Source organism: Streptomyces sp. NPDC041814 (assembly GCF_055590565.1).
Genome location: NZ_JBVJAM010000008.1, coordinates 236,505 through 250,551 on the forward strand (window position 1 = coordinate 236,505; position 14,047 = coordinate 250,551).

The 14,047-nt window shown below is 71.3% G+C and carries 12 protein-coding genes; 5 read left to right on the forward strand and 7 right to left on the reverse strand.

The features are described from left to right. Positions 1-4 precede the first annotated feature (4 nt). A complete protein-coding gene (locus ACZ6C6_RS21600; protein ID WP_469204889.1) occupies positions 5-2,758 on the reverse strand; it encodes a penicillin acylase family protein in 2,754 nt (917 codons plus the stop codon). 243 nt (positions 2,759-3,001) lie between these two features. Between ACZ6C6_RS21600 and ACZ6C6_RS21605 the strand changes: the two genes are divergently transcribed. From ACZ6C6_RS21605 to ACZ6C6_RS21625, 5 genes are all read left to right on the forward strand, one after another. Beyond that, a complete protein-coding gene (locus ACZ6C6_RS21605) occupies positions 3,002-4,585 on the forward strand; it encodes a potassium/proton antiporter (RefSeq protein WP_469205029.1) in 1,584 nt (527 codons plus the stop codon). Positions 4,586-4,899: 314 nt separating this feature from the next. Further along, a complete protein-coding gene (locus ACZ6C6_RS21610) occupies positions 4,900-6,183 on the forward strand; it encodes an MFS transporter (RefSeq protein ID WP_469204890.1) in 1,284 nt (427 codons plus the stop codon). A 67-nt stretch (positions 6,184-6,250) separates the two neighbouring features. Then, complete coding sequence (locus ACZ6C6_RS21615; RefSeq protein WP_469204891.1) at positions 6,251-6,589, forward strand: FmdB family zinc ribbon protein; 339 nt, start codon at positions 6,251-6,253, stop codon at positions 6,587-6,589. A gap of 108 nt (positions 6,590-6,697) precedes the next feature. Then, positions 6,698-7,531, forward strand: coding sequence for an S-methyl-5'-thioadenosine phosphorylase (locus tag ACZ6C6_RS21620; RefSeq protein ID WP_469204892.1), 834 nt, complete (start codon positions 6,698-6,700; stop codon positions 7,529-7,531). 308 nt (positions 7,532-7,839) lie between these two features. Further along, positions 7,840-8,295: a hypothetical protein gene (locus ACZ6C6_RS21625; RefSeq protein ID WP_469204893.1), complete on the forward strand. Its 456-nt coding sequence runs from the start codon at positions 7,840-7,842 to the stop codon at positions 8,293-8,295. 43 nt (positions 8,296-8,338) lie between these two features. On the opposite strand, the gene ACZ6C6_RS21630 is transcribed toward ACZ6C6_RS21625, so the two are convergent. From ACZ6C6_RS21630 to ACZ6C6_RS21655, 6 genes are read right to left on the reverse strand one after another with little or no spacing between them, the layout of a single operon-like run. After that, entirely contained in the window at positions 8,339-8,548 is a 210-nt protein-coding gene (locus ACZ6C6_RS21630) for a hypothetical protein (RefSeq protein ID WP_445066461.1), read from the reverse strand. Between the two features lie 37 nt (positions 8,549-8,585). Further along, positions 8,586-9,023, reverse strand: coding sequence for a hypothetical protein (locus ACZ6C6_RS21635; RefSeq protein ID WP_469204894.1), 438 nt, complete (start codon positions 9,021-9,023; stop codon positions 8,586-8,588). Continuing rightward, positions 9,020-9,829, reverse strand: a complete 810-nt coding sequence (locus ACZ6C6_RS21640; RefSeq protein WP_469204895.1) for a QcrA and Rieske domain-containing protein — start codon at positions 9,827-9,829, stop codon at positions 9,020-9,022. The genes ACZ6C6_RS21635 and ACZ6C6_RS21640 overlap by 4 nt, the downstream gene beginning before the upstream one ends. After that, complete coding sequence (locus ACZ6C6_RS21645; protein WP_360861213.1) at positions 9,826-10,428, reverse strand: 4Fe-4S dicluster domain-containing protein; 603 nt, start codon at positions 10,426-10,428, stop codon at positions 9,826-9,828. The genes ACZ6C6_RS21640 and ACZ6C6_RS21645 overlap by 4 nt, the downstream gene beginning before the upstream one ends. A 7-nt stretch (positions 10,429-10,435) precedes the next feature. Continuing rightward, positions 10,436-12,760 carry a molybdopterin oxidoreductase family protein gene (locus ACZ6C6_RS21650; RefSeq protein ID WP_469204896.1) on the reverse strand — a complete coding sequence of 775 codons (2,325 nt, stop codon included), beginning with the start codon at positions 12,758-12,760 and terminating at the stop codon, positions 10,436-10,438. Beyond that, positions 12,757-13,908 carry an MFS transporter gene (locus ACZ6C6_RS21655; RefSeq protein ID WP_469204897.1) on the reverse strand — a complete coding sequence of 384 codons (1,152 nt, stop codon included), beginning with the start codon at positions 13,906-13,908 and terminating at the stop codon, positions 12,757-12,759. Before ACZ6C6_RS21655 ends, ACZ6C6_RS21650 begins: the two co-directional genes overlap by 4 nt. Positions 13,909-14,047 lie beyond the last annotated feature (139 nt).

Here is a 14,047-nt window from a genome sequence, read left to right on the forward strand (position 1 = left end):
GCGCCTACGGTTTCAGGGTCAGCGTGTCCGTCGTCGTCCCGGCCACGGCGTTCGTGCCGTAGGCCCAGGGCAGCAGTTCACCGTTGACCCACTTGTCGGTCTGGTCGGTGTAGTGCGCGGCGAACGCGTGCCCGGAGGCTCCGGTGAGGTTGATCCAGCGGGACTTGTCCCAGTCGGCCACGTTGACGACCATCCGCATCGACGGCACCCAGACCACTTCGTAGCCGCCGGCCGCGTTCCAGCCGGTGGCGTCCACCGCGGCCTCGCCGCCGCCGAGGTTCCAGGGGCCCCGGTTCAGGAGCCGCTGGAGGAGTCCGGGGCCCTCGGTGCCCAGGGTCTGGTTCTTGAGGGTCAGCTGGTGGAGCCGGCCCCAGTTCCAGGTGGTGATGTCCTTGCCCATCTTGGCCGTCAGCTCCCAGCGCGCGTCCTCCATGGCGCGGGCGAAGAGCTGGTCGCGGGTCTCGGTCGCCTTGTCCTTGCGGCTCCTGGGCGACTTCCACCACTTGCTGTCCGGCTTGTCCATGAGGTTGGCGACGACCTGGTACCAGCGGTCACCGCCGTCCGGCTGCGCGGAGTCCGGGGAGCGCTGGCCGCATTCGCGCACGAGCCGGTCCTGCTCGTCGGCCGGGCCCGAGTTCTTCGCCGGGGGCACGTTCAGGCACTCGCCCTCGACGCGCATCTCCTTGGGCAGCTTGTCGCCGAAGGCGAGCTTGAGGATGTTGCGCCAGACGCCGTTGAAGTACGCGGCGGCGGCCGAGTCGGCCTCCTGGGTGTAGTCCCAGCCCTCCAGCAGCTTCTGCGCCTCGCGGACGTCCTTGTCGGCGATGTTGATCTTCAGCAGCTCGGGCACCAGCAGCGCGGCGATCTCGCTGGTGTTGTCCATCTGCATCTTCTGCATGTCTTCGGTCGAGATCTTGCCGCCGCCCTTGATCTTCGACTGGATGAGGTCGTTGATCCGCTGGCTGCGGCTGCCGTAGCCCCAGTCCTTGGTGAGCAGGTAGGGGTACTTGTCCTCGTCGATGACCGCCTGGTTGGCGGTGACGATGTAGCCGCGCTCCGGGTTGTACTCGTAGGGCAGCTCGGCGAACGGGATCGGGTCCTTCTTCCAGCCGTACGCCGACGTCCAGCCGGGGCTGGGCGTGGTGCCGTCGCCCTGCTTGCGCACCGGGATCCTGCCGGGGGCCTGGTAGCCGATGTTGCCCTTGGTGTCGGCGTAGATCAGGTTCTGCGAGGGCACCTCGAAGTGCTCGGACGCCTTGCGGAAGCTCGTGAAGTCGTTGGCGCGGTTCAGCTCGAAGACGGCGTCCATGGAGTGGCCGGGCTCCAGCGCGGTCCACTTCAGGGCGACGGCGTAACCGTCGGCGCGGTCCGGCGCCGAGTTGGTGACGGGGGCCTTCTGTCCGACCTTCTCCAGCTCGCTGCTGCGGTCGGAGACCAGCGGTCCGTTGTTGGTCTCGCGGACCGTGATGTGCCGGTCCTTGCCGCCCGCGACCTTGATGGTCTCCTCACGGGTGGTGAAGGGCTTGGTCTTGCCGTCGTACAGGTAGCCGTCGTCGGTGACCTTCTCCAGGAAGAGGTCGGTGACGTCGGCGCCGAGGTTGGTGAAGCCCCAGGCGATGTCCTGGTTGTGGCCGATGATCACACCGGGCATGCCCGAGAAGGTGTAGCCGGCCGTGTCGTACTTGCAGGTTTCGGAGACCTGCCGGCAGTGAAGGCCCATCTGGTACCAGAGGGACGGCAGCATCGGCGCCAGGTGCGGGTCGTTGGCCAGCAGCGGCTTGTTGGTCGTCGTGTACTTGCCCGAGACCACCCAGGAGTTCGAGCCGATGCCGGTGCCGTTCGGGCCGAGCAGCGCGGGGATCTCGTCCAGGGTGTCGGAGAGCGCGCCGAGCTGCGTGTTCAGGCCCTGGGTCGCGTCCGCCACGGTGTTCGCGCCGCTCGCGCCGGTGTCGGTCGCCTTCGGGTCGAACGTGCCGGTGACCGGGGAGATGCCGCCCTCGGTGACGATCGGCTCGTGCTTGTCGTACGGGTACGCGGGGTAGAGCTGCTTGATCTCGTCGGCGTCGAGGCGGCTCGCCATCAGCGAGCGGTCGATCTCGTCCTGCATGTTGCCGCGCAGGTCCCAGGCCATGGCCTTCAGCCAGGCGACCGAGTCGACCGGGGTCCACTCCGACGGCTTGTAGTCGTTGGTGAGGCCGAGCGCGGCGTACTCGACGGAGATGTCCTTGCCGTCGCGCCCCTTGAGGTAGGCGTTCACGCCGTCCGCGTACGCCTGGAGGTTCTTCTTGGTCTCGTCGGACAGGACGGTGTCGTACTCCTCCTGCGCGACCTTGCGCCAGCCCAGCGTCCTCAGGAAGGAGTCCGTCTCGACCTGTCCGGAGCCGAACATCTCGGAGAGCCGGCCGGCCGTCAGGTGGCGGCGTACGTCCATCTCCCAGAAGCGGTCCTGCGCCTGCACGAAGCCCTGGGCGCGGAACAGGTCGGCGTCCGAGTCCGCGTAGATCTGCGGGATCCCGTAGCCGTCGCGCTTGACGTCGACGTTGCCGGAGAGGCCGTCGATGTGGATGGTCCCGTTGGTCTGCGGGTAGGAGGCGCGCACGGTGGACACGGACCAGTACGTTCCGTAACCGATGCCCGCGACGAGCGCCAGCACCAGGACGATCAAGAGCAGGCGGGCGCGGCGCCCCTTCTTCTTCTTGCGCGGCCCGCCACCGGCGGTACCGGTGGATCCGGAAGAGGCGGTTGTTGTGGCGGGCATCGCTGTCCTTCGAGGGCAGGGCGGTCCTGGGAGTGCAGGAGCAACCATAGGCGCAGCGCGTCACCCACTCGGACGCGGTATCAGGATGGCTCGAATTGCGTAGCGATCGTACGAATACTCGAACGCATCAAGAAAACGTTAAAGATTAGGTAAGGTAACGAAGTACCGGCCGCCGGAAGACGATCCGGCAGGCGTACGCAGGGAAAGGACCGGCCACTGACTGTCCACACGCTCAACGAACTCCTGCTCGTCTGCTCACTCGTCCTGCTCGTCGCCGTCGTGGCGGTACGCGTCTCGTCCCGCAGCGGGCTCCCCAGCCTGCTCCTGTACCTCGGCATCGGCATCGCCCTGGGCCAGGACGGCTTCTTCGACGTCAAGTTCGACAACGCGGAACTGACGCAGGTCATCGGCTACGCGGCGCTCGTCGTGATCCTCGCCGAGGGCGGACTCGGCACGAAGTGGAAAGAGATCAGACCGGCGCTTCCGGCTGCCGCGGTGCTGTCGCTCGTCGGCGTCGGCATCAGTGTCGGCGTGACCGCGGCCGGGGCCCACTACCTGGTCGGTCTGGAGTGGCGGCAGGCGCTCATCATCGGCGCGGTCGTCTCCTCGACGGACGCCGCCGCGGTCTTCTCCGTGCTGCGCAAGGTCCCGCTGCCCGCCCGCGTCACCGGCGTCCTGGAGGCCGAGTCCGGCTTCAACGACGCCCCCGTGGTCATCCTCGTCGTCGCCTTCTCGGCCATCGGCGAGGTCGACAGCTGGTACGTGCTGGTCGGCGAGATAGCCCTGGAGCTGGCCATCGGCGTCGCCGTCGGCATCGCCGTGGGCTGGCTCGGCGCGTACGGGCTGCGCCATGTCGCGCTCCCCGCCTCCGGCCTCTACCCGATCGCCGTCATGGCCATCGCGGTGTCCGCGTACGCGGCCGGCGCCATGCTCCACGGCAGTGGCTTCCTGGCCGTCTACCTGGCCTCGATGGTCCTCGGCAACGCCAAGCTGCCGCACTGGCCGGCGACCCGGGGCTTCGCGGACGGGCTCGGCTGGCTCGCCCAGATCGGCATGTTCGTCCTGCTCGGCCTGCTGGTCACCCCGCACGACCTGCTGGACGACTTCTGGCCCGCCGTCGTCGTGGGCCTGGTGCTGACCGTGGTGGCACGGCCGCTGGAAGTCTTCATCTCGCTGCTGCCGTTCCGATTGCCCTGGCAGGAGAAGGCCCTCATGTCGTGGGCCGGGCTGCGCGGCGCCGTACCCATCATTCTGGCGACCATTCCCATGGTGTCCGGAATCGACGGCTCCACCCGGGTCTTCAACATCGTCTTCGTCCTGGTCATCGTCTACACCCTCATCCAGGGCCCGACCCTCCCCTGGCTCGCCAAGGCCCTCGACATCAAGGACGACCCGTCCGAGGCCTCCGACCTGGGCATCGAATCGGCGCCCCTGGAACGGCTGCGCGGGCACCTGCTGTCGGTGGCCATCCCCGCGGAGTCGAAGATGCACGGCGTCGAGGTCGGGGAACTCCGCATGCCCGCGGGCGCCGCGGTCACCCTCGTGGTGCGCGACGACAAGAGCTTCGTACCCGCCCCGTCGACGGTGCTCAGGCGCGGCGACGAACTGCTCGTCGTGGCCACCGACCCGGTGCGCGACGCGGCCGAGGCGCGGCTGCGCGCGGTCGCCCAGGGCGGCAAGCTGGCCGGCTGGCTCGGCACGCCCGGCGGGCACCCCGCCGGAGTGGAGTCCCCCGTGCCCCAGGTGGCCGGGGCGCTCAAAGCGGTGAAGAAGCGCGGCGGCAGAACGGACGAGGGCAAGAAGCGCAACGCGAAGGCACATCACTGAGCACACACAGTGATCACAGGCAGCAAGGGGCGGGGCGGACACAATCACAGGGCCCCCGCCCCTCCTGCCTGTAGCATGAAGGAAACCCAGCACCACCGAATGATCGACCAACTCTGCCTGACGCAGAGCTGGCGCGACCGTATGGCGGTCGTGGCGTCCTCCGCACCGGCTGTGCCCCGCACACCGGCCGCGAGCGCCCGGCATCTACCGCAGTTCCGCGCGAAGAGGACAGCTCTCGGCAGCCCGCCCGGGCCCGCACTCCTGTGCCGGCCGCCCCGGGGGCACGGCCACCAGGCGGCAGAAAGGCAAGGACCGTGGCGTCCACGGTCTCCGAACGCCCCGGATACGGGCAGCTGCTGCGCACCCCCGGGGCGTGGACCTTCGTCCTTCCCGGCTTCGCCGCTCGGCAACCCTTCGCGATGCTGACCATCGGCATCGTGCTGCTGGTCCAGCACACCACCGGCTCATACGGGAGTGCCGGCGCCGTCGCGGCCGTCACCGGGGTCTCCATGGCCCTGTTCGCGCCGCAGACCGGCAAGCTCGCCGACCGCTTCGGCCAGCGGGCCGTGCTGCTGCCCGGCGTCCTGGTCCACGCCGCCTCCGTCTCGCTCCTGGTGACGCTCGCCCTGGCGGACGCACCCCTGTGGGCCCTGTTCGCCGCGGCGGTCCCGACCGGCGCGTCCGTCCCGCAGATCGGCCCCATGGTGCGGGCGCGCTGGGCGGCGATGCTCGGTGCGGCACCGAGCCGCGAGGCGTCCCCGCTGCTGGCGACGGCCGCCGCGTTCGAGTCGGTGACGGACGAGTTCACCTTCGTCATCGGCCCGGTCATCGCCACCGCGCTCTGCACGGGCGTGCACCCGGCGGCCGGCCTGATCGCGGAGGCCGCGCTCACCCTGGTCGGCGGCCTGATCTTCGCCGCCCGGCGCGCCACGCAGCCGCCGGTCCGCGACCGCGCCCTCCCCGGCGCCGAGCGGCACGCCTCCGCCCTGTCCGTCCCCGGTGTGCGGGTGCTGGCGGTCGCCTTCCTCGGCATCGGCTCGGTCTTCGGCGGCATGCAGGTCTCGCTGACCGCGTTCGCCGAGGAGATCGGCAACCCGGGCGCCAACGGCGTGCTGTACGGGATCTTCGCCGCCGGCAACATGCTGGCCGGGATCGCCTGCGGGGCCATCGCCTGGAAGTCCGGCCCCCGTCGCCGCCTGCTCGTCGGCTACACAGCGCTGGCCCTGACCGCTTCGGGCCTGTGGGCCGTCCACTCGGCGCCGCTGCTCGCCGGGCTCGGCCTGCTGGTCGGGCTCTGCATCGCTCCGGCCCTGATCAGCGGCTACACGCTGGTCGAGGCGCTGGTGCCCGGCTCGGCGCGGACCGAGGCGTTCACCTGGCTGACGGGCGCGGTGGCGCTGGGCCAGGCCGCCGCGGTGACGGTGGCCGGCCGGCTCGCTGACGGGCACGGCGCGAGCGCCGGTTTCCTGGTCCCGCTGGTGGGTACGGTGCTCGCCCTGGCGACCCTGCTGACGCTGCGTTCGAGGCTCCTGCCGGCCGGTGCGGGGCGGACCGTGGCGCGTGGTATCGGTCACCGCGGGCCGGTCACGGTGGACTGATCCAGCGGAATACGTCACTATGGAGCGTCGTTAGCACTCATCGAGTCAGAGTGCCAGGAGGAACAAAGTGCCGACCTACCAGTACCAGTGCACCGAGTGTGGCGAGGGCCTCGAAGCGGTGCAGAAGTTCACCGATGACGCCCTCACGGTGTGCCCGAACTGCGACGGACGCCTGAAGAAGGTGTTCTCGGCGGTCGGCATCGTCTTCAAGGGTTCCGGCTTCTACCGGAACGACAGCCGCGGCTCCTCGTCGAGCAGCACGCCGGCCTCGGCCTCGAAGACCTCCGGTTCCGGATCGTCCGCCACCAGCTCCTCGACGTCGTCCGAGACGAAGTCGTCGGCCGCCCCGGCGTCCGCGTCGTCCTCCTCGTCCTCTTCCTCGACGAGCGGTACGTCGGCCGCCTGAGCAGCCGGCTCCACAGCCTTCACGAAGCCCCGCCGTTCCGCTCGGCGGGGCTTTCGCGTCCTCCCGCCCGCCTGAGGGGGCCGCGGGCCCGGCGCCTAGGGTGACCGCATGGCGAACGCAGAGATCGGCGTGATCGGCGGCTCGGGGCTGTACTCCTTCCTGGAGGACGTCACCGAGGTCCGCGTGGAAACCCCTTACGGAGACCCCAGCGACTCCGTCTTCATCGGCGAGACCGGCGGCCGCAGGGTCGCCTTCCTCCCCCGGCACGGCCGGGGCCACCACGTCCCCCCGCACCGCATCAACTACCGCGCCAACCTGTGGGCGCTGCGCTCGGTGGGCGTGCGCCAGGTGCTGGGCCCGTGCGCGGTGGGCGGCCTGCGCCCGGAGTACGGCCCGGGCACGCTGATCGTGCCGGACCAGCTGGTGGACCGGACGAAGACCCGCGTGCAGACCTATTACGACGGTGAGACCCGGGCCGACGGAGTCCTGCCGAACGTGGTGCACCTGGGCTTCGCCGACCCGTACTGCCCCGAGGGCCGCAAGGTGGCGCTCGCGGCCGCGCGGGGCCGGGACTGGGACGCGGTGGACGGCGGAACGCTGGTGGTGGTCGAGGGCCCGCGCTTCTCGACCCGCGCCGAATCGCGCTGGCACGCGGCGATGGGCTGGTCCGTGGTCGGCATGACCGGGCACCCGGAGGCGGTGCTCGCCCGCGAACTGGGCCTCTGTTACACCACGATGACCCTGGTCACGGACCTGGACGCGGGCGCCGAGGCGGGCGAGGGCGTCTCCCACGAGGAGGTGCTGAAGGTCTTCGCCGCCAATGTGGACCGGCTGCGTTCGGTCCTCTTCGACGCGGTGGCGGCGCTGCCGGCGACGGAGGACCGGGGCTGCCCGTGCGGGCATGCGCTGGACGGGCTGGACACGGGGATCGTGCTGCCGTAGGGGCCGTTCCCGCTGCCCGCGTTCCCGCCTGCGGGTGACGGAGTTTTCCACATGCTGTGGGCGGTCCACAGGCTCCGGCGGAATTCGGGGAGCTGGTGGATCGTGAGGGCTGTCCGGCGGCCGGGACCTCAGGGGTTCCGGTGGCCGGCCTGCCCCATCGGCCTCTGACGCAGGCGGTGTTCGCGATGCGCTCGTCCGGTTCCCCCTCCTTCCCCCGGGCCCCTTTCCCCGCTCCGTACGCGGGCGGGCCGCCGGGGCCGTTGCCCGCTCCCCCGCCGTGCGGGGTGCCCGCGTTTCCTCCGCTACGGGTGCGCGGGGGCGCCGGCCATCGGCTGCGCCGCGCGGTGTGGCGGCAGCGCCGGTCGATGGCGGCGGGCCTGGCGCTCACGGCGGCCGCGCTGGCCGTCTCCGGACTGGCCGGGGGCGGCGGGGGCGGGCAGGGCGGTGATACGGCGCGGGCGGTGTCCCGGGAGCGGGCTTCGCCTGCGGTACGCCTGGTGTCCGCGCCGGTACGGATCGCGGACGCGGAGACCGTGCGGCTGTTGCGGCCCGGCGACCGGGTGGACGTGGTCGCGTCGGGGCAGCCCGGGGCGGCGGAGGCCCGGGTGGTGGCGAGGGGCGCGCGCGTGGAGCGGGTGCCGTCGGCGGACGCCGGGGGGCCGTCGGGCGAGGGTGCGCTGATCGTGCTGGCGGTGCCCAGGGCGACGGCGGCGGGCCTGGCGGGGGCGGGGATCTCCGGCGGTTTCGCGGTGGTCCTGTGCTGAGCCGTGCGGCCCGGGCGGCAGGCCGCTGGGTCGCCGCCCGGCCTCAGATGTGGTGCGGGGGCTTCTCGTCCAGGAAGCGTGCGAGGTCCGCGGCGCTGCCGCCGGACGGGGCCCGCTCGCCCCACCCCTGGTCCGTGTCGTCCGCCGACTGCTGGTCCAGCGGATCGTCGAAGATCAGCGCCGGCCTGGGCCTGGGCCGGTCCGGCGTGGTGGGCTCCGCGTCTCGCGGTCCGGGGGCGGGGGCGGTACTCATGCCTCCAGGGTACGGCCGCCCCGCCCCGGTCGGCGGGTCAGCGGTCCTTGGGGTCGAGCAGCCAGAGCCCGAGGACGACGAGGAACGACAGGCAGAGGAAGCCGGCGCCCCACCACGCGGTGCCGGAGTTGCCCTCCATCCACTCGTCCACGATGACCGTCAGGCCCCACAGCTGCCCGATGACGACGGACATGGCCAGCACGAGGCGTGCGGTGAGCTTGGAGGACCGCTCGGGCTCCTGGTCGGTGCCGGCACCGGGCCCGGGCCCGGTGTGGCGAACGCGGGGGTCGCCGTAGCCGCTGGTGGGCCGGATCTGCGGATAGCGCTCGTGGACGGGCCTGTTGAGTTCGGCCCGCGCGCTGCCGGGGTGGTACTCGGGGTAGTGCGGGCCGGGGCGCGGCGGGGGGCCGGGGGTCAGCGGGTCGGGGGCGGGCTGCGGGCCCGGGGTCCCGGGGGGCCGGTGGTCGTCGCTCATGACGGGCTCCCGGGGGTGTCGGACGCGCCTGGTCCGGTGCGCGTACGGGCCGGGCCGGTGGCGACCGGTCCGGGGGCCACCGTGCGGCCGGTCCCGCCGGGGGCGGCGGGTGCTTCGGCGCCGTCGCGAACGCCGGGGCAGCCGAGGCGGGAGGCCAGGTCGGGGCGGTCCTCGCCGAACTGGCGGCACAGCCCGTGCTCGATGCTCTCGCCGGAGCGGGTGGTGCCGACGGCCCAGATGCTGCCGTCGGTCTCCTCGGTGAGCACCACCTTGGGCAGCCCCCGGGGCGGTGGTCCGGCGGTGACCTCGCCGCTGCGGGCGTCGAAGACGCCTTCGTGGCAGGGGCAGTACAGCTCGCCCTCGGTGCCCCGGTCCTTGCGCCAGAGGACCCCGCAGGCGAGGTGGGTGCAGATGGCGGAGTAGCCGACGAGTGTGCCGTCGTTGAGCCGGACGGCGACCGCGCGGTCCTCTTCGTCGGGGTAGTCGAAGGCGATGGACTCGCCGGGAAGGAGCTGGGCGGCGATCTTCTTGGGGGCGGGGGCCTTGCCGTCGTCGGGGTCGCCGTGGCGGGGCAGGATGCCGCCGGCGACGCCGAGACCGCCGATGGCGAGCCCACCGGACACGGTCGCGACGATGCGCAGGTAGTCGCGCCGGGTGGTGAGGGCGTCGGCGGCGATCCGGTCGTGCAGGGCCTCGCGGGGGTCGCCGGAGGACGGCTGCCCGGGGGCGCCGGGCGGCGTGCTGCCGGGGTCGCGGGGCGGGGGCTGCTTCGGGTCCCCGGGGGGCGGGTAGTCGGTCTCGGTCACCGTCGGACGTCCTTCCCGTTGATCTCCACGACGGGCAGGCCGCCGGGGACCGGCCACTGCACCCGGTCGGCGGGCACGACCATCGCGACGCCGGTGCGGACCTCGCTCTCGCCGAAGACGAAGGAGTCGGCGACCTGGACACCGGGCCGTTCGGCCTGGAGCTCCTCAACGGTGCCGTAGAAGAGCGCTCCGGTCGGGCAGACCGTGGCGCACATGGGGGCGAGGCCGTAGGCGGTGCGGTCGTAGCAGAGGTTGCACTTCATCTGCAGCTTCGCCTGGAGGTCGATCTTCGGTACGCCGAAGGGGCAGGCGTTGACGCAGTTGGCGCAGCCGATGCAGCGGGTGGTGTCGGCCTGCTGCACGACGCCGTCGGCGGTCACCAGGATCGCGTCGGCGGGGCACACCTCGGCGCACGGGGCGACGGGGTCCTCGCAGTGCATGCAGACGGTGGGAAGGGAGGCGACGGACTGGCCCTCGTCGGTGTAGTCGAGGTGGATCATGGACTTGCCGCGGTGCGAGTCGCATTCGCGGCAGGCGGAGACACACGCCTGGCAGCCGATGCAGCGGCCCGGGTCGATGAAGATCGTTCGGCCCATCATGCGGGCATCAGCTCCTCTCCGAGGTGCCGCGGCCCTGCGGGGACGTGGGCGGCAGCGGGTCGGTGCGGGAGACCTGGGCCTCCGGGTAGGCGACGTGGCCGGGGGCGACCGGGGGCGCGGGGACCTCGTCGATCCGCTCGGCGTGCTCGATGCGGCAGGCGCACACCTTGTACTCGGGGATCTTGGAACGGGGGTCGAGGGCGTCGATGGTGAGCGCGTTGGCGGCGGTGGGGACCGGCCAGTGGTACGGGATGAAGACGGTGTCGGGGCGGATCGCCTCGGTGACCAGGGCGGGGAAGACCTCGCTGCCGCGCCGGGTGACGACGCGGACCGGTTCACCGTTGCGGAAGCCGTGGGAGGGGTGGACCTCGGCCCAGGGGCGGGGGGTCTGCTCGACCAGGCCGCCGAGCCTGCGGGTCTGGTTGCCGGAGAGGAAGTGGGCGACGGTGCGTCCGGTGGTGAGCGTCATGGGGTGCTCGTCGTCGTACGGATCCATCGGCGGGTGCCACTCGACCACTTGGAGGTGGATCTTGCCGTCGGGGTGGTAGGTCCTGCCGTCCTCGAAGAGCCGGGGGGTACCGGGGTGGTCGGTGGACGGGCAGGGCCAGGAGATGCCGCCGGTCTCCTCCAGCCGCTCGTAGGTGATGCCGTAGTAGTCGTTGACGGTGCCGGCGGAGGCGATCCGCAGCTCGTCGAAGACCTGGCGCGAGTTCTCGAAGGCGAACTTGTCGCCGGCCCCGAGCCGGCGGGCGAGTTCACACATGACCCAGGTGTCCGTCCGGACTCCTGGGGGCGGGTCCTGGGCCTTGTTGTGCTTGACCACCCGGGCTTCGGCGTTGGCCATGACGCCGTCGTCCTCGGCCCAGGTGGTGACGGGGAAGACGACGTGCGCGTTGGCGGCGGTCTCGGAAAGGAAGAAGTCGAATTGGGCGTGGAACTCTGTGGCGTCGTACCCCTCCTTGACCACCTTGTAGTTGGGCAGGGAGACGAAGGGGTTGTTGCAGATGCCGATCAGACCGCGGATCTCGCGGCGTTGCATCTGCCAGACCATTTCCATCATCGACGTTCCGGCGGGCGGGAGTTCGGACTCCTCGATGCCCCAGATCTCGCAGATCTGACGGCGGTGCTCCGCGTTGTTGATGGAGCGTCCGCCGGGAAGGAGGTCGGACTTCTGGCCGTGTTCGCGGCCGCCCTGCCCGTTGCCCTGGCCGGTGATGGTGCCGTAGCCGGCGCCGGGTTTGCCGATGTGGCCGGTGGCGGTGCAGAGGTTGATCACGGTGAGGCAGTTCTCGACGCCCTGCGAGTGGTGTTCGATGCCCCGGGCGTGCCAGGCCATGGCCTTCGGGGCGCGGGCGAAGGTGCGGGCGACCTGGACGATCTGTTCGGCGGGGATGCCGCAGATCTCGGCGGCACGGGACGGCGGGTATTCGGCGACCTTGGCCTTGACCTCCTCCCAGCCGGTGGCGTGGGCGGCGAGGTACGCCTCGTCGGTGAGGCCCTCCTCGATGACGACGTTCAGCACGGAGTTGAAGAACGCCGAGTCGGTGCCGGGCTTGAGGGCGACGTGGATGTCGGCGGTCCGGGCGATGGCCGTCTCGCGGGGGTCGACCACGATGAGGCTGGCACCCCGGTCCCGGGCTCCCCACACGTACTGGGTCATGACGGGGAAGCACTCGCCGACGTTGGAGCCGGCGATGAGCAGGCAGTCGGTGAGGAGGATGTCCGAGAAGGGGTTGCCGGCCCGGTCGATGTTGAAGGCGAGCTTGTTGGCGCCGGCCGCGCTCACCATGCAGAGCCGGCCGTTGTAGTCGACGTGCCGGGTCCTGAGGGCGACCCGGGCGAACTTGCCGACCAGGTAGGTCTTCTCGGAGAACAGGCTCGCTCCGCCGAGCAGCCCGAAGGCGTCGTTCCCGTACGCCTGCTGGATGCGCCGGATCTCGGCGACGGTGAAGTCGAGCGCCTCGTCCCAGGAGACCTCGCGGAAGTCCTCGTCGCGGGAGCGGCGCATCAGGGGGGCGGTGAGCCGGTCGGGGTGGTTGATCTGCTGGTAGGCGTTGATGCCCTTGGGGCACAGGCGCATGCGGTTGATGTCGTGGTTGCGGGGTTCGACGCCGAAGACCTTGCCGCCGCGGTCGACGCGCAGATACATGCCGCACTGGACTCCGCAGAAGCAGCAGTGGGTGGGGACGAGGGTCTCGCCGTTCTGGTCGGCGTGCCACCGGTCGGCGGGGATGCCGCCCGCGTCGCGGAAGGCGCGGGTGCCCGGAGGTGCGAGGGAGGGATCGATGGGAACGACCGCATGCGGTTCGGGCGTTCGCGAGTCCGCGGTCAATTGAAGCCCTTCTTCACCTGGGAGAGGTAGGCGCTGCCTCGCAGCACCCGCTTACAGCGCGGGCAGTATTCGGCCCACTCGTCGAAACCGAGGCTGAGGTCGCGCATGGTGCCGCGAAGGTTGTCGACGTACGGGGCGGTGTCGATCGGTTCCTCGCAGCGGCGGCAGGCGAAGACCTCCTCGTCCTGCCGGCCGGTGTACTTGAACAGCTGCATGCCGACGGCGGCGGGCCGCTGGACGATGTGGAAGAACTTCCCGAACGGGATGTAGATGAGGGTGAAGACCACCGCGACCATGTGGAGGATCGCCAGGAACTCGTAGCCGCCGCCGTGCAGGAAGATCGAGGAGAAGGTGAGCAGCAGCCCGGTCACGGAGATGACGATGAGGGCGATCAGCGGCACCAGGTCGTAGGCGAAGCGCTGGCCGGTGATGGCGGCCCGGTCCTTCATCCGCCGCCACAGGAAGTAGGAGGCGCCGGGGATGACGAGGACGGCGGCGATGTCCAGGCCGTGGAACATCAGCCAGCCGAGGAAGTCGAGGGAGTCGAACCCGAGGATCTTGAAGCCCCAGATGCGCATCTCGTAGCCGGGTCCGGAGCCGGTGCCCGAGGTGAAGGTGAACCAGCCCCAGGTCAGCGGGAAGGTGATCAGGGCGGCGAGGACGCAGCCCCAGAAGATCAGCTGGTGGGCGGCCCAGCGGGCGTGCGAGCGGGCGCCGAGGAACTTCTGGAAGCCGAGGTAGGTGGCGATCATCTTCGGCAGGGCGGTGGGGGCGCGGCGGAAGTTGTCCACCGAGAAGAGGCTCCCCCAGCCCTTCTTGAACAGCCGCTTGGCGCCGGGGGCGGAGACCCACACGGTGTACCGGTACGCGACGCCGAAGGCCAGGAACACCGTGGCGACGGCGTACGGCAGCAGCGCGGAGTCGAAATGCTCCAGGAATCTGCTGCCGAGCACGATGGCCACGACGAGCAGAAGGGAGACGATGACGCCCGCCGCGGTCGCCCGCGCGGTGACGGACCGGGGAACGAGCCCCCCGGCCCGCCCGGACCCGCCCGGTACCGACGTACCGCCGGCCCCGTCGACGGCCCCGGTACGACCCCCGGGTGCGGGCTGCGCGGCTGCGCCTGCGGCTTCAGGTGGCTCGGTCACGGTGCCACGGTAGGTCGGTATAGGGCGATTGGGCCTGTTTTATGGAGCCAGGGGGTGAGCGAGTCGCGGGAGGGCGGGGAGGGGCGGGGGGCGGGGGGCGGGGGGGGCGGGGGGCGGGGCCCCGGGGAAGCCCTCGAAG